Origin of the sequence: Streptomyces fagopyri (assembly GCF_009498275.1) — a bacterium.
GTDB lineage: Bacteria > Actinomycetota > Actinomycetes > Streptomycetales > Streptomycetaceae > Streptomyces > Streptomyces fagopyri.
Genome location: NZ_CP045643.1, coordinates 1,884,511 through 1,903,499, shown reverse-complemented (window position 1 = coordinate 1,903,499; position 18,989 = coordinate 1,884,511). Strand labels below are relative to the sequence as shown.

Genomic DNA, 18,989 nt, shown 5'->3' with positions numbered 1-18,989 from the left:
TCGTGCCGTGCTCACCTCACTCCCTGCCCGGGGACCCGCACGGCACGCGTCCGAACGTGAACGCGATGGACGCACGGCACCGCGACGGACCTGCGGCGAGCTGCCGGACGCACGGCGCCGGGAGCGGGAGACCCGCGACGGCGGGAGCGGGAGCGGGAGCGGGACGGGCGAGGGCGAGGGTGGCGGGCGCGCCCGCGCGGGGCGAGGGCGCCGGGAGCACGGAGCCCGGGGTGGCGGGCCCGCGAGGGCGCGAGCGGGGCGGTGCGGAGCCCGGGGTGGCGGGCCCGCGAGGGCGGGAGCGGGGCGGGTGCGGAGGCAGGGGCGCGGAGACGCGTGGCGGTGAGCGCGGCCCACCCGTGCGTGCGGGCCGGTGGCGGAGAGAAATCCGGGGTCCTGGCCCGGCCGGCCGGGCCGTTAGGATCGGCCTCCTGATGACTGCCACTCTCGTCGCCAAGAACCTCGCCGCCGGACACGGCGACCGCTCGCTCTTCACCGGGCTCGACCTCGTCGTCGCGCCCGGCGATGTGATCGGGCTCGTCGGTGCCAACGGCGCGGGCAAGTCCACGCTGCTGCGGCTGCTCGCCGGGCTGCTCACCCCCGAGCATGGGGAGCTGCGGCTCTCCCCGCCCTCCGCGGCGGTCGGGCACCTGCCGCAGGAGCCGGAGCGCCGGGACGGCGAGACCGTACGGGCGTTCCTCGCGCGACGCACCGGCGTCGCCGAGGCCCAGCGGGTGATGGACGAGGCGACGCAGGGGCTCGTCGACGGCACGCCGGGCGCGGACGACGCCTACGCGGAGAGCCTGGAGCGGTGGCTCGGCCTCGGCGGCGCCGACCTCGACGAACGGGCGGAGGAGGTCACCGACTCCCTCGGACTCGCAGTCGACCTGGACCAGCCGATGACGGGCCTGTCCGGCGGGCAGGCCGCCCGCGCGGGTCTGGCCTCGCTGCTGCTGTCCCGCTACGACGTCTTCCTGCTCGACGAGCCCACCAACGACCTCGACCTGGACGGACTGGAGCGGCTCGAACGGTTCGTCTCCGGCCTGCGCGCGGGCACCGTCGTCGTCAGCCACGACCGCGAGTTCCTCACCCGCACGGTCACCAAGGTGCTCGAACTCGACCTCGCGCAGCAGCAGATCACGCTGTACGGCGGTGGCTACGAGGCGTACCTGGAGGAGCGTGACACCGCCCGCCGGCACGCCCGCGAGGACTACGACGAGTACGCGGACAAGCGGTCCGCCCTCGAAGGACGCGCCCAGATGCAGCGCTCCTGGATGGACAAGGGCGTGAAGAACGCCCGCCGGAAGGCGAACAACGACAACGACAAGATCGGCCGCAAGTTCCGCAGCGAGGCCAGCGAGAAGCAGGCCGCCAAAGCCCGGCAGACCCAGCGCATGATCGAACGGCTCGACGTCGTCGACGAGCCGCGCAAGGAGTGGGAGCTGCGGATGGAGATCGCGGCCGCGCCGCGCTCCGGAGCGGTCGTCGCCACCCTGCGGGACGCCGAGGTACGGCGCGGCGACTTCACCTTCGGACCCGCCACCCTCCAGATCGACTGGGCGGACCGGGTGGCCGTCACGGGCGCCAACGGCGCGGGCAAATCGACCCTGCTCGGCGCCCTGCTCGGCCGCGTCCCGCTGGACGCCGGGCACGCCACGCTCGGCTCCGGCGTGATCGTCGGCGAGGTCGACCAGGCCCGCAAGCTCTTCCACGGCCCGGAGTCCCTGCTCGACGCGTTCTGTGCGGCCGTCCCCGACACCGAACCGGCCGAAGTCCGCACCCTGCTGGCCAAGTTCGGCCTGAAGGCGGAGCACGTGCTGCGCCCCGCCACGAGCCTGTCCCCGGGCGAGCGCACCCGGTCGGCGCTGGCCCTGCTCCAGGGCCGCGGGGTCAACCTCCTCGTCCTCGACGAGCCGACCAACCACCTCGACCTGCCCGCGATCGAACAGCTGGAGTCGGCCCTCGACACGTACGAGGGCACGCTGCTGCTGGTGACCCACGACCGCCGGATGCTCGACGCCGTCCGCACCACGCGCCGCCTGGAAGTGGCGGCGGGCAAGGTGACGGAGCGCTGATCCAGGGCGTGGCCGGCCGCCGCGCCGTCGTGGGGGTCCATGGCGTGACCCGCGACGTCGAACCCCTGATCGCCGTGGTGGTCACCGGACGGGAGACGCACGCGCCCGCCGTCCCCGTCCGGTGCCCTCGCCGTGGTGCCGCGGGTCGAGCGAGAGGGTGCCCGAGGCCTTCGCGCCGCTCAGGCACCGCCGCCCGGGTCACGAACCCGCCGATGGTGTCGCGCTCGTAGGAGATCCAGTACGGCTGGGAAACCGGCGAAACCGTCCCGACGGCACGCGCGCGCAACCGCGCACCCGCACGCCCGCGGAGAAGGCGGGCGCCGGACATGACCCAAGAGGTCTCGGAACACGACCCGCGAGGTCTCGGACCCTTGCTCCCGGCGGCTTCCCGGGTAGGGCCACGCCGGCCGACCACGCGGTCACTTCAGGAGCGTGGTCGCGGTGCCCCGCCCCTTCCGGGGCCCGGGGCACCGCGACCGGTCACCGCTCAGCCGCGGGTCAGCGACGGCCCTTCTTCGGGTCCACCAGCCCGGCGCGCCGCAGCGCGTCGGCCATCGCGCTGTTGGCCGGCGGCGGAGCGGCCTGCCGCGAACCACCACCACCGCCACCGCCGGCCCCGCCCCGCGGCTGACGCTGCTGCTGGCGCTGCTGCGGAGGCCGTCCGCCCCGCTGCGGACGCTCGCCCCCGCCCTGCTGGTCCGACGCGGCCGCCTCGTCGTCGAGGCGCAGCGTCAACGAGATCCGCTTGCGCGGGATGTCGATGTCGAGCACCTTCACCTTGACGATGTCACCCGGCTTCGCGACGTCCCGCGGATCCTTCACGAACGTCCTGGACATCGCCGAGACGTGCACCAGACCGTCCTGGTGGACGCCGATGTCCACGAAGGCGCCGAAGGCGGCCACATTCGTGACGACCCCTTCGAGCACCATGCCGGACACCAGGTCGGAGATCTTCTCGACACCCTCCTTGAAGGTGGCCGTCTTGAACGCGGGCCGCGGGTCACGGCCCGGCTTCTCCAGCTCCTTCAGGATGTCCGAGACGGTCGGCAGACCGAACGTCTCGTCCACGAAGTCGGCCGGCCTGAGCGAGCGCAGCACACCGGTGTTGCCGATCAGGGTCGCGACCCCGCTGTCCGCCGACTTCACCATCCGCCGCACCACGGGGTACGCCTCGGGGTGCACGCTGGACGCGTCCAGCGGGTCGTCCCCGTCCCGGATCCGCAGGAAGCCCGCGCACTGCTCGTACGCCTTCGGGCCGAGCCGGGCCACGTTCTTGAGGGACGTACGGGAGCGGAAGGGGCCGTTGGCGTCGCGGTGCGCCACGATGTTCTCGGCGAGTCCGGAGGTGATGCCGGAGACCCGGGAGAGCAGCGGGGCGGAGGCCGTGTTCACGTCCACGCCCACGCCGTTCACGCAGTCCTCCACGACCGCGTCCAGGGAGCGGGAGAGCTTCACCTCGGACAGGTCGTGCTGGTACTGCCCGACACCGATGGACTTCGGGTCGATCTTCACCAGCTCGGCCAGCGGGTCCTGGAGCCGGCGCGCGATGGAGACGGCGCCGCGCAGCGACACGTCCATGTCGGGCAGCTCCTGCGAGGCGAACGCGGACGCGGAGTACACCGACGCCCCGGCCTCGGAGACCATCACCTTGGTGAGCCCCAGCTCGGGGTGCTTGGTGATCAGCTCACCGGCGAGCTTGTCGGTCTCGCGGGACGCCGTGCCGTTGCCGATCGCGATCAGGTCGACCGTGTGCTCCTTGGCGAGGCGGGCGAGCTTGGCGACGGCCTCGTCCCACTTGTTCGCCGGCACATGGGGGTGGATGACGTCCGTGGCGACGACCTTGCCGGTCGCGTCGACCACGGCGACCTTCACGCCGGTGCGGAATCCGGGGTCCAGCCCCAGCGTCGCGCGCGTGCCGGCCGGAGCGGCCAGCAGCAGGTCCCGCAGGTTCGCCGCGAAGACGTCGACCGCCTCGTCCTCGGCGGCGGTGCGCAGCCGCAGCCGCAGGTCGATGCCGAGGTGCACGAGCAGGCGGGTCCGCCAGGCCCAGCGGACCGTGTCCTTCAGCCACTTGTCGGCGGGACGGCCGCGGTCGGCGATCCCGAAACGGTGGGCGACGATCCCCTCGTACGACGAAGGGGCCGACGGGGACTCGGCGGGCTCCTCGGGCTCCAGGACGAGGTCGAGGACCTCCTCCTTCTCGCCGCGCAGCATGGCGAGGACGCGGTGCGAGGGCAGCTCCTTGAAGGGCTCGGCGAAGTCGAAGTAGTCGGCGAACTTGGCGCCCGCCTCCTCCTTCCCGTCCCGCACCTTGGCCGCCAGGCGTCCACGCACCCACATGCGCTCCCGCAGCTCGCCGATCAGGTCGGCGTCCTCCGAGAACCGCTCGGTGAGGATCGAGCGGGCGCCGTCGAGCGCCGCCTGCGGGTCGGCGACGCCCTTGTCCGCGTCGACGAAGGCCGTCGCCGCGGCGACGGGGTCGACCGACGGGTCGTCGAGCAGGCCCACGGCCAGCGGCTCCAGACCCGCCTCGCGCGCGATCTGCGCCTTCGTGCGCCGCTTCGGCTTGAACGGCAGATAGATGTCCTCCAGGCGCGCCTTGGTCTCCGCGCCCCGGATCCGGGCCTCGACCTCCTCGGTGAGCTTGCCCTGCTCGCGCACCGATTCGAGGATCGCCGTGCGCCGGTCCTCCAGCTCCCGCAGATAGCGCAGCCGCTCCTCGAGGGTGCGCAGCTGCGCATCGTCGAGCATCTCGGTCGCTTCCTTGCGGTAGCGGGCGATGAAGGGCACCGTCGAACCGCCGTCGAGCAAGTCGACGGCGGACTTGACCTGCCGTTCCCGTACGCCGAGCTCCTCGGCGATCCTGCTTTCGATGGACCCTACGAGGGGTGTCGTCACGATCCCGTACCGCCTTCTCCACTGAGGTTGCGCGGCAATTGTGGCAGGTGACACCGACATCGGGGGGTCAGGGCGCCGATCGGCGGTGTCAGCCCTTGCCGGTCATGCCCTCGGGGAACGCTCCGGCCGCGAGCGCCGTCATCAGCAGTCCCTTCGCGAGCTCGCTGAGCCGCTCCACGCCCGCGGCGCCCAGATGTTCGTACGGGGCGCGGTCCAGCTGATCCGTCCGGGCCTCGACGTCCTGGCGCAACGCGACGCCGGCCTGCGTCAACTCGCCCTCCGCGTCCAGCAGTCCGCGCTCGCGCAGCCGCTCCACCGCCGCCTCCCAGTCGGTACGCGACCAGCCGCGGGTGCCCAGTGCCCACTTCGGAGCCATGCCCTTGCCGGTCGCGGTGTGGCTCACCAGGGCCTCGACCGGATCGAGTTCCGCCGCGAGCAGCACCGTGAGGTGACCGTCGCCGCGGTGCTCGCGCAGCAGCGTGGCGCCGTGCCAGAGCGCGAGGTGCGGCGCGTCGGGAACGGGCAGGTCCGCGTGCGCCGCGTAGAGCGGACGCGCGGTCCTGGTGCAGGCCTCGGCCGCGCGCAGTGCCAGCTCGGCCGCCTCGGCCAGCTCCTTGGAGGCGAGCACGTCCTCGCCGAGCAGTCGGCGCAGCGTCGCGTCGACGGCGCGCGAGCGTGCCGCGAGAACGGTCTCGGGGGAGGCCTTCTCCCACACCTCGGGCACGTGCCGGGCCACCAGTTCGTGGCGGAAGTTGTAGAAGGTCGCGGTCACCGTGCCCGGGCCCACCGGCCCCATGGCCGCGGCCCGCACCGCGAAGTACGCGCCCCGGCTGTCGTCGATGCCGACCGCGGCGAGCTCACGGCCGAGGTCCGGCGAGAAGTAGTGGGTCGAGTGCAGCGGATTGAGGACGTTGTGGCAGCGCCGTCCGGCGCGCTCGGGCAGAGGAGTGGTCATGACCGCAGGTTACCGACTGGTCAGTACGCGGGGAACGGGTGGGCGCGGGGACTTGTGCGACCGTGGCAGGAAAGGTGGGATGCCCGTCCTTGCGGCCGTCGCCGGCCCCGCCGAGAATCGAGGACATGCGAACCGTCCTGGTCGTCCTCTTCGACGCGGTGCAGAGCCTCGACGTCACGGGTCCCACGGAGGTCTTCGCGGGCGCCGAGACCTGCCGCGCCGGCTCGTACCGCGTCCGCACCGCCTCCCTGGACGGCGCGCCGGTCCGCACCTCCAGCGGGCTGACCCTCGTCCCCGACGGCACCCTCGCCGAGGCGCCCGCCCCGCACACCCTGCTGGTCCCGGGCGGGCGGGGCACCCGGCGCCCCGACCCACGCCTCACCGGCTGGCTGCGGGAGCACGGACCCCGCGCCGACCGTCTGGTCTCCGTCTGCACCGGCGCCCTCCTGCTCGCCCGGGCGGGCCTGCTCGACGGCCGCCGCGCGACCACCCACTGGGCGTACTGCGACCGGCTCGCCCGCGACCACCCGGCCGTCCGGGTCGACCCCGACCCCATCTACGTGCGCGACGGCCGGGTGTCCACCTCCGCGGGCGTCACCTCCGGAATCGACCTCTCCCTCGCGCTCGTCGAGGACGACCTCGGCCGCGAGGCCGCCCTCACCGTCGCCCGCCATCTGGTCGTGTTCCTGCGGCGTCCGGGCAACCAGGCCCAGTTCAGCGCACAGCTCGCCGCGCAGACGGCCCGTCGCGAACCCCTGCGCGAGGTCCAGCAGTGGATCACCGAACGCCCCGGTGAGGACCTCCGCGTCGAGGCGCTCGCCGCCCGGGCCCGGCTCTCGCCCCGGCACTTCGCGCGCGCCTTCCAGTCCGAGACGGGCGTCACGCCGGGCCGGTACGTCGACCGGGTCCGCCTCGAACACGCCCGGCGCCTGCTGGAGGACACCCCGGACGGCGTCGCGGAGATATCCCGGGCCTGCGGCTACGGCACGCCGGAGGCCATGCGCCGCGCCTTCCTCCGGGCGCTCGGCGCGGCCCCGGCCGAGTACCGGCGCCGCTTCCGCCCCGCACCCACGCACTGAACCGGGAAGGGACCCCGATGCAGATCGCCATCGTCCTCTACGACCGCTTCACCGCCCTGGACGCGGTGGGCCCCTACGAGACCCTCGGCCGGCTGCCCGGCGCCGAGACCGTCTTCGTCGCCGAGCGCACCGGCCCGGTCCGCAACGAGACCGGCAACCTGGCCCTCATCGCCGACCGTGCCCTGGACCAGGTGCCGGACCCGGACATCGTGGTGGTCCCCGGCGGCCCGGGGCAGACCCCGCAGATGGACAACCGGGTCCTCCTGGACTGGCTGCGGGCCGCAGACGCCACGAGCGCCTGGACCACCTCCGTGTGCACCGGCTCGCTGCTCCTGGCCGCGGCCGGACTGCTCGACGGCCGCCGGGCCACCTCGCACTGGCTGGCCCTCGACACCCTCAAGGGGTTCGGCGCCGAGCCGACGGGGGAGCGGGTGGTCTTCGACGGGAAGTACGTGACGGCGGCCGGCGTCTCCTCCGGCATCGACATGGGGCTCCACCTGCTCGGCCGGATCGCGGGCGACGAACACGCCCAGGCCGTGCAGCTGCTGACGGAGTACGACCCGCAGCCGCCCTACGACGCGGGGTCCCCGCGGAAGGCGCCCGCGCACCTGGTGGCGGAGCTGCGCGCGAAGAGCCGGTTCATCCTGGGGTGACCTGTCCATCCCGCGGTGGCCGGTTCTTCGCCAGGTGGTCGGTGCATCGTCAGGTGGTCGGGCCGGAACCCGGCGTGGACCAGGTGAACCGTGGCGGGCGGCGCTCCAGGAACGCGGCGACGCCCTCCGCGGTGTCGCCGCTGCCGCGCGCCTGCTCCGTCCAGTGGGCGTCCCGGTCGGTCCGTCCGTTCGCGAACTCCTTGGCGGCGGCCTGCGTCAGCAGCGACCGTGCCGCCAGTACCAGGGTGAACTCCGCGACCCGCTTGTCGAGTTCGTCCCCCGGCAGCACCTCGTCCACCAGGCCCGTGCGCAGCGCGCGGCCGGCGTCGATCAACTCACCCGAGAACAGGAGGTACTTGGCGGTCGCCGGTCCCACGAGCGACACCAGGCGCCGGGTGGCGGACGCCGGGTAGACGATTCCCAGCTTCGCCGGGGTCACCCCGAACAGCGCGCCGGACTCCGCGAACCGCAGATCGCAGGCCGCGGCGAGCTGTGAACCGCCGCCCACGCAGTACCCGCGGACGGCCGCGAGCGTCGGCTTGGGGAAGGCGGCGAGCGCGTCCTCGGCCCGCACGGCGAGACCCTGTGCCTCGTCCGAGGAGCCCCGCAGGGTCGAGATGTCGGCCCCCGCGCAGAAGGTCCCGCCCTCCCCGGTGAGCACCAGCGCGCGGACGGCCGGATCGGCGGCCAGCCGGTCGAGCAGGGGCGGCAGCGCCCGCCACATCCCGGCCGTCATGGCGTTGCGCTTGGCGGGGTGATGGATGACGACGGTGGCGATGCCGTCGGCGACGCTGTGCAGCAGCTGCGGCTCCATACGCCGGATGCTATCCGCACCCTCCGACGCGTGATCGGCGCGGGCGGGAGCGTCCTGGGCCGCCGGGCTCCCGCGGACACCCGGATGCGGAGGGAGACCCCGACGGCAAACCCGTACAACCCGAATAGTTCTCGAAACAGACACAACCTCGGCAGGAGCGGTCGTCAGGTCGACCGTGTCGTACGTCGACGATCAGAAAACGTCGATAGTCGCTGACTTCTGTTCAGTCATCGGGTCCGGACCAGCGCGTTCCCACACTCGACGTGTGGTGACAATCGAGCGCAAGGGTGGCGACCGGACGATGGAGAACCACGGGCGGGGGTTCGACTCCCGTCCCGAAGGGGGCGGGGACGTGGCTCCCGATCGGAGACCGCCGGGTCCGCTGCCGTACGAGGGGGTGTGGCGGTTCACCGCTCCCGCCGTCGACGCCTCGGTGCCGCAGGCCCGGCACGCCGTCCGTGACCTGCTCTCCCGGCAACGGGTGCCCGCCTCGGACGACTTGGTCCAGGGGCTCCTGCTGATCGTCTCCGAACTGGTCACGAACGCCGTCCGACACGCGGCACTGCTGTCCCCGACGCTCGCCGTCGAGGTGGCCGTCGGTGCCGAGTGGGTGCGCGTCTCCGTGGAGGACAACCATCCCTACCGCCCGACGGCCCTGGAGGCGGACCACGGCCAGACCGGCGGGCGCGGACTGCTGCTGGTGCGTGAGGTCACCAGGGAGTCGGGCGGGGTGTGCGACGTCGAGCACACGGCGAGCGGCGGCAAGGTGATCTGGGCCGCCCTGCCGCTCACGCCGAGCGTCGTCTAGATCCTGCCGGGAAGCGGCCCAGCGGGTCCGTCACCAGCCGGCGGACGGGCCCGTCAGCTCCCTGACCGCCGGACGGGCCGCGTCCAGCACGGTCATGAACCACGACGAGAAGGGGTCCTTCTCGTGCCGCTCGGAGAGTTCGGCGGCGGTCACGAAGGCCGTGTCGCCGACCTCCTCCGCGTCGGGCCGCAGCGACGCCTGGACCATCCCGACGAAGAGGTGGTTGTACTCCTGCTCCACCAGGCCCGACTCCGGGTCCGGGTGGTTGTAGCGGACCGTGCCCGCCTCCGCGAGCAGCGAGGGGGAGACCCCGAGCTCCTCGTACGTCCGGCGGGCGGCGGCCGCGAAGGGGGCCTCACCGGGGTAGGGGTGGCCGCAGCAGGTGTTGGACCACACCCCGGGGGAGTGGTACTTGCCCAGGGCGCGCTGCTGGAGCAGCAGCCGTCCGCGCTCGTCGAAGAGGAAGACGGAGAAGGCCCGGTGCAGCTGCCCGGGCGGCTGATGGGCGGCGAGCTTCTCCGCCGTGCCGATGGTGTTGCCGTCCTCGTCGACCAGTTCGAGCAAGATCGCTTCAACGGTGCCGTTCGACGAACTGTGCGTCGCGGTGGCAGGTGTGATCGGCATACCCATCCTTCGCATCGGTCTTCGAGCCCCAAGTCTGCCGTACGAAACCGGCACTCCCGGCACTTCGCGGCTCCCCGCATGTCCCGCTCCGGACTCCCGGGGCGGGACACGCGGCCGGTCGGCGTCAGGCGCCGGACGTGGCCGGACACCTGATCGTGCCCGGTGCCGCCGACGAGGAATCGTCCAGGACGGGGGCCGACAGATGTTCGGCCTCACACCCCCGCCCGGTTCCCGTCGAGCACAGCCTCCAGGTGGGCCCGGATGCGATGCCGCTGGAGCCGCTCCGGTCAGGTGCCGTCGGCCACCGGGCGCAGCACATGGCCGACGTAGCCGTACTCCGCCCCGTGCGCGCGGCGCAGGGCGATCTCCGCCCGGGTGTCCGCGACGGCCCCGGCCATACCGGGCCGGGTGAGGTCGGCAGCCTCCGCGTGGGCGCCGAGCGGCTCGTAGTACTCGTCCCAGTCGGAGTCCGGCAGGAGCACTGTGCCGAGCACCTCGTACCCCGCGTCGCGTGCGGCGCGGGTGTCCTCCGCGGTCGTGCGCAGCAGTTCCCGCCAGAAGGCGCGGGCCGGGCCGGACGGCATCCCGACCGTCCACGAGCAGTGCGTGAGCACCAGCGTGCCGCCGGGGGCGAGCAGCCGCCGCCAGTCGCGCAGGGCGGTGTCGAATCCGATCAGATAGGCCGAGCCCTCGGCCCAGACGAGATCGAACGAACCGTCCGCACAGGGGAGTCGCCCCATGTCCGCGCGCACGGCGTGGACGGACGCGGAGAGGGAGCGGGCCGCGGCGGCCTTCCGCAGTTCGTCGAGGAACGGTTCGTGCAGGTCGACGGCCGTCACCCGCGCCCCGGCCTCCGCCGCGAGCAGCAGTGCGGACCGGCCGGGCCCGCAGCCCAGGTCGAGCACGCGCGGGCGGTCCGGCAGCGGACCGGCTAGCGAGAGCAGGTGCCGGGTGGTGGCGTCGGAGCCGGGGGCCTGCCGCGGCAGGCCGTGATGCAGGGCGAAGAAGGCCTCGTGGGAGGCGTCGTGGTCGGACAGCATGAGCAGCCTTCGGATGCGGGGCCCGGGCCGCCGCGCACGCCGTACGGCGTGGGTCAGCCGTGGACCCGGAGGACGGGGACACACCTGTCGCCGCGCACGGCGGCGTCGCACGTGACAGTCATCGACCCATCTCCTCCCAGGACGGCCGCCACGCTAGCACCGGGCGGCACGGCCCCGCACGCCTGTTTTCCCGGCCCGGCCCGGTCCAGCCTGGCCCGGTCCAGCCCGGCCCGGCCCGGCCGGACTGCCGTCCCGCTCCCGGCTCTCCCGTCCCGCCCCCGGGTCTCGCGCCGCGTCCCCCCGAGGTCTCCCGCCCCGCGCGCCCGTTCAGTGGCAGAGCCTCGCCTCGTGCCGTGCGTGACCGCTCGGCTCCAGCTGGAAGGTGCAGTGCTCCAGGTCGAAGTGGTGGCCGAGACAGCCCCGGAGGTCGAGGAGCACCTTCTCGTGCCGCCCGGCGTCCAGCACGTCCGTGGCGACGACCACATGGGCGGAGAGGACCGGCAGGCCGGACGTGATGGTCCAGGCGTGCAGGTCGTGGACGTCCTCGACGCCGGGCAGCGCCACGATGTGGGCGCGCACCTCCGCCATGTCGACATGCCGGGGCGCCGCCTCCAGGAGCACGTTCAGCGTCTCCCGCAGCAGCCCGCAGGTGCGCGGCACGATCATGAGGCCGATGAGGATCGAGGCGATCGGGTCCGCGGCCTGCCGGCCGGTGACCATGATCACCGCGGCGGAGACGACGACGGCCACCGAACCCAGCGCGTCCGCCGTCACCTCCAGGAAGGCGCCGCGCACGTTCAGGCTGTCCCGGCGGCCGCGCATCAGCAGCGCGAGCGAGACCGTGTTCGCGGCCAGGCCGACCAGACCGACGACGACGGTGGGGCCGCCCGCGGTCCCGGCGGGCGTCACCAGGCGCTGGACCGCCTCGTACAGGACGTAGCCCCCGACGCCGAGCAGCAGCAGACAGTTGGCGAGCGCGGCGAGGATCTCGGCCCGCGCGTAGCCGAAGGTGCGGTTCCCGCCGGCCGGGCGGTTGGCGAAGTGGATCGCGAGCAGGGCCATGCCGAGGCCCAGCGCGTCCGTCGCCATGTGCGCCGCGTCCGCGACGAGCGCGAGCGAGTCGGCCAGGACGCCGCCGGTGATCTCGAACGCCGTCACGGCCAGCGTGATCGACAGCGCCACCCGCAGTCTCCCGCGGTACGCGGCCGCCGCCGTGCCGGTCGGGGGTCCGCCGTGCGCGTGCCCGTGTCCGTGGTCATGCCCGGTCCCCATGGAAGCCGCCTCCCCTCCGCTGCCCGGAAGCACAGTGAACTACGGGCGGGGGTAGCGGACCAGGGCCGCATTGAACACCGTTGTCATCTGCTCTGACCTGCGCAAACCAGGCGCAGGTCAGAGCAGGCAAAGATCGTTAACCCTGTGTCGGGGGGTGATGAAGTCGCCATCCCTCCCACGCCGACGCGACCATCTCGCGCACCCCGCGCCGCGCGCCCCAGTCCAGCTCCCGGGCGGCCAGCCCTGCCGAGGCGACCGCGCGCGGGGCGTCACCGGGACGGCGCGGCTCGACGACCGGCTCCCGGGTGTCACCGCTGACCTCGGCGATGAGCGTGAGCAGTTCACGTACCGAGACGCCCTCGCCCCGGCCGATGTTCACGGTCAGGTCGCCCGTCGCGTCACCCGCCAGCCGGCGTGCCGCCGCCAGGTGCGCCTCGGCGAGGTCGGCGACATGGATGTAGTCCCGGACGCAGGTGCCGTCCGGCGTCGGATAGTCGCCACCGAAGATCCGCGGGGCCTCGCCACGGGTGAGACGGTCGAAGACCATCGGGATCACGTTGAACACCCCGGTGTCGGCGAGCTCCGGGCCGGCCGCGCCCGCCACGTTGAAGTAGCGCAGACACACCGTCGCGATTCCGTGCGCCCGGCCCGCCGCCCGCACCAGCCACTCCCCGGCGAGCTTCGTCTCGCCGTACGGGCTCATCGGCGCGCACGGGGTGTCCTCCGTGATGAGGTCCACGTCCGGATTGCCGTAGACGGCCGCGGACGAGGAGAAGAGGAACCGCCGCACGCCCGCCCCGGCCACCGCCTCCAGAAGCGTCGCGAGACCGCCCACGTTCTCCTGGTAGTAGCGGGTGGGCTGCTCCACGGACTCACCGACCTGCTTGCGCGCCGCGAGATGCACCACACCCGTCACCGCGTGCTCCGCGAGAACCCGCTTGAGCAGGTCTCCGTCCAGGGACGAACCCTGTACCAGCGGGATGCTCTCCGGGAGGCGCCGCGCCACCCCGGCGGAGAGGTCGTCCAGGGCGACGACGCGCTCACCGGCCTCCGTCATCGCCCGCGCCACGTGTGCCCCGATGTATCCGGCCCCGCCTGTGATCAGCCATGTCATGGACGACCACCCTATGCCGGGCCCGGTCCCGCGCCCGTCCTGCCGTGTTCCGGACCGGTGCGCCGTTTCTCGTACGTTATGCCGCCGATGGTCCGGTCTGGGGCCGCGGTTTGTCGCGCGGACCCCGGATCACCGATGATGATCGCGGCCGGGGGGTCGCGCAGACCAGGTTGATCGGACCGTGAACGGGTGGTGAACACCCGCTTCCCATCATCCGATAGCCTCTGCCGACATGCCGCCCAGCGGCCGCAGGCGCAGTCCGCGCCCTCACCGCCCGCCCTCGGGGCGGACGGACGGGAGGGCGAGGAAAGGGCCCGGCCGGGCCGTCCCACCACGCACATGCCGGCGCGAGGCCGCCCGGCACTCAGGGAGTGAGTTCGCTGTCGACCGCCATCCTCACCGGCCAGCCGGTCCCCGGATCGTCGCTCGAGGGCGATCTGCGGTCGCTCGGGTTCGACGTACGGTCCGCCGCCGAAGCCGGTGACGCCGAGACCCTGCTGGCCGCCGTACCGGCGGGTGAGCGGGTCGCCGTCGTCGACGCCCGCTTCGTCGGCCACCCGCACGCCCTGCGCCTCGGCCTCACGGACCCCCGGTTCCCGGCCTCCGCGGTGCCCGGCGCCGTGTCGGTGCAGCCCGAGGCCCGCCGGGCGCTGACCCGCGCGATGGCCCGCGAGAGCTCCGAGTCCGGCGGCCTGGCCGTCGCGACCGACAATCTCGCGGGGCGTCTCACCGCGGCCCTCGACGCGGACGGCGTCGCCGTGTACCGCCCGGAACTGGGCTCTCTGGTGGCCGCCGTCCCCACCGACCCGCAGGAGCGCAACGAGCGCCGGCAGGCCGTCTCCGCCGTGGACGACGAGGCCGTCCGGCTGCGCGGCGCCGTGAAGGCACGCGACGGCTTCTTCACCACGTACTGCATCAGCCCGTACTCCCGCTACATCGCCCGCTGGTGCGCCCGTCGCGGCCTGACCCCGAACCAGGTCACCACCGCCTCACTGCTGACCGCGCTGATCGCCGCGGGCTGCGCCGCCACCGGCACCCGCGCCGGGTTCGTCGCCGCCGGCCTGCTGCTCCTGTTCTCCTTCGTCCTGGACTGCACCGACGGGCAGCTGGCCCGCTACTCCCTGCAGTACTCGACACTCGGCGCCTGGCTGGACGCGACCTTCGACCGTGCCAAGGAGTACGCCTACTACGCGGGCCTCGCGCTCGGCGCCGCCCGCGGCGGCGACGACGTGTGGGCGCTCGCCCTGGGCGCGATGATCCTCCAGACCTGCCGGCACGTCGTCGACTTCTCCTTCAACGAGGCGAACCACGACGCCACCGCCAACACCAGCCCCACCGCGGCCCTCTCCGGCAAGCTCGACAGCGTCGGCTGGACGGTCTGGGTGCGCCGGATGATAGTCCTGCCCATCGGCGAACGATGGGCGATGATCGCCGTTCTCACGGCGCTGACCACACCCCGGATCACCTTCTACGCGCTCCTCGTCGGCTGCGCCTTCGCCGCGACGTACACCACGGCGGGCCGGGTGCTGCGCTCGCTGACCCGCAAGGCCCGGCGCACGGACCGGGCGGCGCAGGCGCTGGCCGACCTCACCGACAGCGGACCGCTCGCCGGACTGCTGGTCCGCCTCGCGCGTGGCACCGCCCGGCACACGGCGCCCGTCAGCGCGCTCGTCGGCGGCTTCCTCGTGGTCGCCTCGGCCGTGCTGTGGGGCTCCGGCTGGCAGACCGTCCTGTTCGCCGTCGTCTACACGCTCATGTCCGCCATAGCCGTCGTCAGCCCGCTCAAGGGCGCCCTCGACTGGCTGGTCCCCCCGGTCTTCCGCGCCGCCGAGTACCTCACCGTTCTGGTACTGGCAGCCAAAGCCGACGTGAACGGAGCACTTCCCGCGGCTTTCGGCCTGGTGGCCGCGGTCGCCTACCATCACTACGACACGGTGTACCGCATCCGCGGCAACGCGGGCGCGCCGCCGCGGTGGCTGGTGCGGGCGACCGGCGGCCACGAGGGCAGGACGCTGCTGGTCACCGTCCTGGCCGCGGTGCTCACCGCCGCACAGTTCGAGGTCGCGCTCACGGTGCTCGCCGTGGCCGTGGCCGTGCTGGTGCTCTTCGAGAGCATCCACTTCTGGGTGACCGCTCATTTGGGCGGTGCGCCCGCCGTACACGATGAAGGAGAACCCGCATGATCGGCCTCGTGCTGGCGGCCGGCGCCGGACGGCGTCTGCGCCCCTACACCGACAGCCTCCCCAAGGCTCTCGTGCCGGTTGGTCCCGCGGGCATAGAGGACAGCATCACGGTCCTGGACCTGACCCTCGGCAACTTCGCCGAGATCGGCCTGACCGAGGTCGGCATCATCGTCGGCTACCGCAAGGAAGCCGTCTACGACCGCAAGGCGGCCCTGGAGGAGAAGTACGGCCTCAGGATCACGCTCATCGACAACGACAAGGCCGAGGAGTGGAACAACGCCTACTCCCTGTGGTGCGGCCGTGACGCTCTCACGGACGGTGTGATCCTCGCCAACGGCGACACCGTGCACCCGGTCTCCGTCGAGAGGACGCTGCTCGCCGCCCGTGGCGAGGGCAAGCGGATCATCCTCGCCCTCGACACGGTCAAGAAGCTCGCCGACGAGGAGATGAAGGTCGTCGTGGACCCCGACAAGGGGGTCCGGAAGATCACCAAGCTCATGGATCCCTCGGAGGCCACCGGCGAGTACATCGGCGTCACCCTCATCGAGGGCGAGGCCGCGGCCGACCTGGCCGACGCCCTGAAGACGGTGTGGGAGACGGACCCGCAGCAGTTCTACGAGCACGGCTACCAGGAGCTCGTGAACCGCGGCTTCCGGATCGACGTGGCACCGATCGGCGACATCAAGTGGGTCGAGATCGACAACCACGACGACCTCGCCAAGGGACGTGAGATCGCGTGCCAGTACTGACGAGGCTCATCCCCTCGCCGGTCGTCGTCGACATCCGTCGAGGTGCCCTGGACGACCTGGCGAGCGTGCTCTCCGACGAGCGGATCTCCCACTCGGGCAAGCTCGCCGTCGCCGTCAGCAACGGCTCCGGCGCGCGGCTGCGCGAGCGGCTCGCCCCCGCGCTGCCCGGCGCCACCTGGTACGAGGTCGGCGGCGGCACCCTCGACGACGCGGTCCGGCTGGCCGGCGACATAAGGGCAGGGCACTACGACGCGGTCGTGGGCCTGGGCGGCGGCAAGATCATCGACTGCGCGAAGTTCGCCGCGGCGCGGGTCGGGCTGTCGCTGGTCGCCGTCCCGACGAACCTCGCGCACGACGGCCTGTGCTCCCCGGTCGCGACGCTCGACAACGACGCAGGCCGCGGCTCCTACGGCGTGCCGAACCCGATCGCCGTGGTCATCGACCTCGACGTGATCCACGAGGCCCCCGTGCGCTTCGTCCGGGCCGGCATCGGTGACGCCGTGTCCAACATCTCCGCGATCGCGGACTGGGAGCTGGCCAACCGCGTCAACGGCGAGAAGATCGACGGCCTGGCCGCCGCGATGGCACGGCAGGCCGGCGAGGCCGTGCTGCGCCACCCCGGCGGCATCGGGGACACCGGCTTCCTCCAGGTGCTCGCCGAGGCGCTGGTCCTCAGCGGTATCGCCATGTCGGTCTCGGGCGACTCACGGCCCTCGTCGGGCGCCTGCCACGAGATCAACCACGCCTTCGACCTGCTCTTCCCCAAGCGCGCCGCGAGCCACGGCGAGCAGTGCGGACTGGGGGCGGCCTTCGCGATGTACCTGCGGGGGGCGCACGAGGAGTCGGTGCACATGGCCGAGGTGCTGCACCGCCACGGGCTGCCGGTGCTGCCCGAGGAGATCGGCTTCACGGTGGACGAGTTCGTCCAGGTCGTGGAGTTCGCCCCGCAGACCCGGCCAGGCCGCTACACGATCCTCGAACACCTCGACCTGAAAACCCACCAGATCAAGGACATCTACTCCGACTATGCCAAGGCCATCAGTAGCTGAACTCCGCCCCGTCGTTCATCCCGCAGGGGTGAAGGACCGGCGCAGCGGTGAGCACTGGGCGGGACGCCTGTACATGCGAGAGATCTCGCTGCGCTGCGACCGCTACCTGGTGAACACCAGGATCACGCCCAACCAGCTCACGTACCTGATGACCGTCTGCGGTGTGCTCGCGGCCCCGGCCCTGCTGGTGCCGGGGATCGCGGGCGCCGTGCTCGGCGTGGTCGCGGTCCAGCTGTACCTGCTGCTGGACTGCGTCGACGGCGAGATCGCGCGGTGGAAGAAGCAGTACTCGCTCGGCGGGGTCTACCTGGACCGCGTCGGCGCCTATCTGACCGACGCGGCCGTCCTCGTCGGCCTCGGGCTGCGCGCCGCCGACCTGTGGGGCGCCGGGCGCGTCGACTGGCTGTGGGCCTTCCTCGGCACCCTGGCCGCCCTCGGCGCGATCCTGGTCAAGGCCGAGACCGACCTCGTCGGTGTGGCCCGCCACCAGGGCGGACTGCCGCCGGTCAAGGAGGCGGCGTCCGAGCCCCGCTCCTCCGGCATGGCCCTCGCGCGCCGGGCCGCGGGCGCGCTCAAGTTCCACCGGCTGATCCTCGGCATCGAGGCGTCGCTGCTGATCCTGGTCCTCGCGATCGCCGACCAGGCCAGGGGCGACCTGTTCTTCACCCGGCTCGGCACCGCCGTGCTCGCGGGCATCGCGCTCGTGCAGACCCTGCTGCACCTCGTGTCCATCCTCGCCTCCAGCAGGCTGAAGTGAGCGCGGCGATGAAGGTCGGCGCGGTGATCATCACCATGGGCAACCGCCCCGACGAGCTCCGGGCCCTGCTGGACTCCGTGGCCAAGCAGGACGGTGACCGGGTCGAGGTGGTCGTGGTCGGCAACGGCTCGCCCGTCCCGGACGTCCCGGAGGGCGTACGCACCGTCGAGCTGCCCGAGAACCTCGGCATACCCGGCGGCCGCAACGTCGGCATCGAGGCCTTCGGACCCGGCGGCGCCGACGTCGACATCCTGCTCTTCCTCGACGACGACGGGCTCCTCGCCACCCACGACACCGCCGAGCTGTGCCGCCGCGCCTTCACCGCCGACCCGGCGCTCGGCATCGTCAGCTTCCGTATCGCCGACCCGGAGACCGGCGAGACCCAGCGCCGTCACGTGCCGCGGCTGCGGGCCTCCGACCCGATGCGTTCCTCCCGCGTCACCACCTTCCTCGGCGGCGCCAACGCCGTCCGTACGAAGGTCTTCGGTCAGGTCGGCGGGCTCCCGGACGAGTTCTTCTACGCCCATGAGGAAACCGACCTGGCCTGGCGGGCGCTCGACGCGGGCTGGATGATCGACTACCGGTCCGACATGGTGCTGAACCACCCGACGACAGCGCCTTCGCGGCACGCGGTCTACCACCGCATGGTGGCCCGCAACCGCGTCTGGCTCGCCCGCCGAAACCTTCCCGCGCCGCTCGTCCCCGTCTATCTGGGCGTGTGGATGCTCCTGACGCTGGCCCGCCGCCCCTCCGGACCGGCGCTGAAGGCCTGGTTCGGCGGTTTCAAGGAGGGCTGGACCAGCTCGTGCGGCCGGAGGCGTCCCATGAAGTGGCGTACGGTGTGGCGGCTGACCAGACTGGGCCGTCCTCCCGTCATCTGACAAGCTCGTTCCTGTGAGCGTGTGGTCCCGACCCCGGTTCC

General features: G+C 72.8%; 15 protein-coding genes and 1 pseudogene. 9 read left to right on the top strand and 7 right to left on the bottom strand.

Annotated elements, in window-relative coordinates; genetic code table 11:
* Positions 1 to 431: 431 nt before the first annotated feature.
* Complete coding sequence (locus tag GFH48_RS08095) at positions 432 to 2,072, top strand: ABC-F family ATP-binding cassette domain-containing protein (RefSeq protein ID WP_153287611.1); 1,641 nt, start codon at positions 432 to 434, stop codon at positions 2,070 to 2,072.
* 498 nt (positions 2,073 to 2,570) lie between these two features.
* Here GFH48_RS08095 and GFH48_RS08090 read toward each other — a convergent pair whose 3' ends face one another.
* Together GFH48_RS08090 and GFH48_RS08085 are read right to left on the bottom strand one after the other, a co-directional pair.
* Entirely contained in the window at positions 2,571 to 4,970 is a 2,400-nt protein-coding gene (locus GFH48_RS08090) for a Tex family protein (RefSeq protein ID WP_153287610.1), read from the bottom strand.
* A gap of 88 nt (positions 4,971 to 5,058) precedes the next feature.
* Positions 5,059 to 5,925 carry an SCO6745 family protein gene (locus tag GFH48_RS08085; RefSeq protein WP_153287609.1) on the bottom strand — a complete coding sequence of 289 codons (867 nt, stop codon included), beginning with the start codon at positions 5,923 to 5,925 and terminating at the stop codon, positions 5,059 to 5,061.
* Positions 5,926 to 6,050: 125 nt separating this feature from the next.
* Here GFH48_RS08085 and GFH48_RS08080 point away from each other — a divergent pair, with 125 nt between their 5' ends.
* Entirely contained in the window at positions 6,051 to 7,004 is a 954-nt protein-coding gene (locus GFH48_RS08080; protein WP_153287608.1) for a GlxA family transcriptional regulator, read from the top strand.
* Between the two features lie 17 nt (positions 7,005 to 7,021).
* A complete protein-coding gene (locus tag GFH48_RS08075) occupies positions 7,022 to 7,657 on the top strand; it encodes a DJ-1/PfpI family protein (RefSeq protein WP_153287607.1) in 636 nt (211 codons plus the stop codon).
* A 49-nt stretch (positions 7,658 to 7,706) separates the two neighbouring features.
* On the opposite strand, the gene GFH48_RS08070 is transcribed toward GFH48_RS08075, so the two are convergent.
* Positions 7,707 to 8,471: an enoyl-CoA hydratase/isomerase family protein gene (locus GFH48_RS08070; RefSeq protein WP_153287606.1), complete on the bottom strand. Its 765-nt coding sequence runs from the start codon at positions 8,469 to 8,471 to the stop codon at positions 7,707 to 7,709.
* 301 nt (positions 8,472 to 8,772) lie between these two features.
* Between GFH48_RS08070 and GFH48_RS08065 the strand changes: the two genes are divergently transcribed.
* Complete coding sequence (locus GFH48_RS08065) at positions 8,773 to 9,279, top strand: ATP-binding protein (protein WP_153292783.1); 507 nt, start codon at positions 8,773 to 8,775, stop codon at positions 9,277 to 9,279.
* Positions 9,280 to 9,309: 30 nt separating this feature from the next.
* Here GFH48_RS08065 and idi read toward each other — a convergent pair whose 3' ends face one another.
* The 4 genes and pseudogenes from idi to galE form a co-directional block, all read right to left on the bottom strand.
* Positions 9,310 to 9,903, bottom strand: a complete 594-nt coding sequence (gene idi, locus GFH48_RS08060) for an isopentenyl-diphosphate Delta-isomerase (RefSeq protein ID WP_153287605.1) — start codon at positions 9,901 to 9,903, stop codon at positions 9,310 to 9,312.
* A gap of 305 nt (positions 9,904 to 10,208) precedes the next feature.
* Positions 10,209 to 10,943: pseudogene (locus GFH48_RS08055) on the bottom strand (class I SAM-dependent methyltransferase); the annotation flags it as partial.
* Between the two features lie 327 nt (positions 10,944 to 11,270).
* The gene (locus GFH48_RS08050) at positions 11,271 to 12,215 is read right to left on the bottom strand and encodes a cation diffusion facilitator family transporter (protein ID WP_153287603.1); all 945 of its coding nucleotides are present in this window, start codon (positions 12,213 to 12,215) and stop codon (positions 11,271 to 11,273) included.
* A gap of 136 nt (positions 12,216 to 12,351) precedes the next feature.
* Entirely contained in the window at positions 12,352 to 13,329 is a 978-nt protein-coding gene (galE, locus tag GFH48_RS08045) for a UDP-glucose 4-epimerase GalE (RefSeq protein ID WP_153287602.1), read from the bottom strand.
* A 380-nt stretch (positions 13,330 to 13,709) separates the two neighbouring features.
* Here galE and GFH48_RS08040 point away from each other — a divergent pair, with 380 nt between their 5' ends.
* The 5 genes from GFH48_RS08040 to GFH48_RS08020 are packed head-to-tail and all read left to right on the top strand — an operon-like array spanning position 13,710 to position 18,948.
* Positions 13,710 to 15,512, top strand: a complete 1,803-nt coding sequence (locus tag GFH48_RS08040; RefSeq protein ID WP_153292782.1) for a DUF5941 domain-containing protein — start codon at positions 13,710 to 13,712, stop codon at positions 15,510 to 15,512.
* Complete coding sequence (locus GFH48_RS08035; RefSeq protein WP_153287601.1) at positions 15,509 to 16,261, top strand: phosphocholine cytidylyltransferase family protein; 753 nt, start codon at positions 15,509 to 15,511, stop codon at positions 16,259 to 16,261. The genes GFH48_RS08040 and GFH48_RS08035 overlap by 4 nt, the downstream gene beginning before the upstream one ends.
* Positions 16,249 to 17,310, top strand: coding sequence for an iron-containing alcohol dehydrogenase family protein (locus tag GFH48_RS08030; RefSeq protein WP_153287600.1), 1,062 nt, complete (start codon positions 16,249 to 16,251; stop codon positions 17,308 to 17,310). Before GFH48_RS08035 ends, GFH48_RS08030 begins: the two co-directional genes overlap by 13 nt.
* Positions 17,288 to 18,067 (top strand): CDP-alcohol phosphatidyltransferase family protein, encoded by a 780-nt coding sequence (locus GFH48_RS08025; RefSeq protein WP_153287599.1) that lies wholly within the window; start codon positions 17,288 to 17,290, stop codon positions 18,065 to 18,067. The genes GFH48_RS08030 and GFH48_RS08025 overlap by 23 nt, the downstream gene beginning before the upstream one ends.
* A complete protein-coding gene (locus tag GFH48_RS08020; protein WP_153287598.1) occupies positions 18,064 to 18,948 on the top strand; it encodes a glycosyltransferase family 2 protein in 885 nt (294 codons plus the stop codon). Before GFH48_RS08025 ends, GFH48_RS08020 begins: the two co-directional genes overlap by 4 nt.
* Positions 18,949 to 18,989: the final 41 nt, after the last annotated feature.